The 437-nt window shown below is 29.7% G+C and carries 1 protein-coding gene; it reads right to left on the reverse strand.

What is annotated here, in order from left to right; genetic code table 11:
* Positions 1 to 18: 18 nt before the first annotated feature.
* Positions 19 to 363: a DUF4116 domain-containing protein gene (locus ERX29_RS11130; RefSeq protein ID WP_341777610.1), complete on the reverse strand. Its 345-nt coding sequence runs from the start codon at positions 361 to 363 to the stop codon at positions 19 to 21.
* Positions 364 to 437: the final 74 nt, after the last annotated feature.

The raw sequence follows: 437 nt of genomic DNA on the forward strand, positions 1-437 counted from the left end.
CCCATATATTTTAGCCTTTTAACTTTGTTTTTGTTTTACATACTGTAGTGCTTTTCTATTCTGTTTTACTGCTTCAAGACAAACTTTTTCTGTTTGATTATCAACAAATTCTAAAGCTCTATAATTTTGCTTTACTGCTTCTAAACATATTTTTTCTGTTTGATTATTTACATATTTCAACATTCTATAATCTTGTTTTACTGCTTTTAGACAAACTTCTTCTGTTTGTTCTTTCACATATTTCAGCGCTTCATAACTTTTATTAACTGCTTCTAAACAAATCTTTTCTGTTTGTTCCTTTACATAAGCTAAAGCATTATAGTTTTCTCTTACTGCCTCTAAACATATTAATTCTGTCGGAATTTCTACATATTACAGACTTGTTCCAGTTTGCATCACCGATTCTTACAACGTACCGTCTTCTAGTGTCCCATTAC

Source organism: Macrococcus lamae, from assembly GCF_004359545.1.
In the GTDB taxonomy this organism is placed as follows: Bacteria; Bacillota; Bacilli; order Staphylococcales; family Staphylococcaceae; genus Macrococcus; species Macrococcus lamae.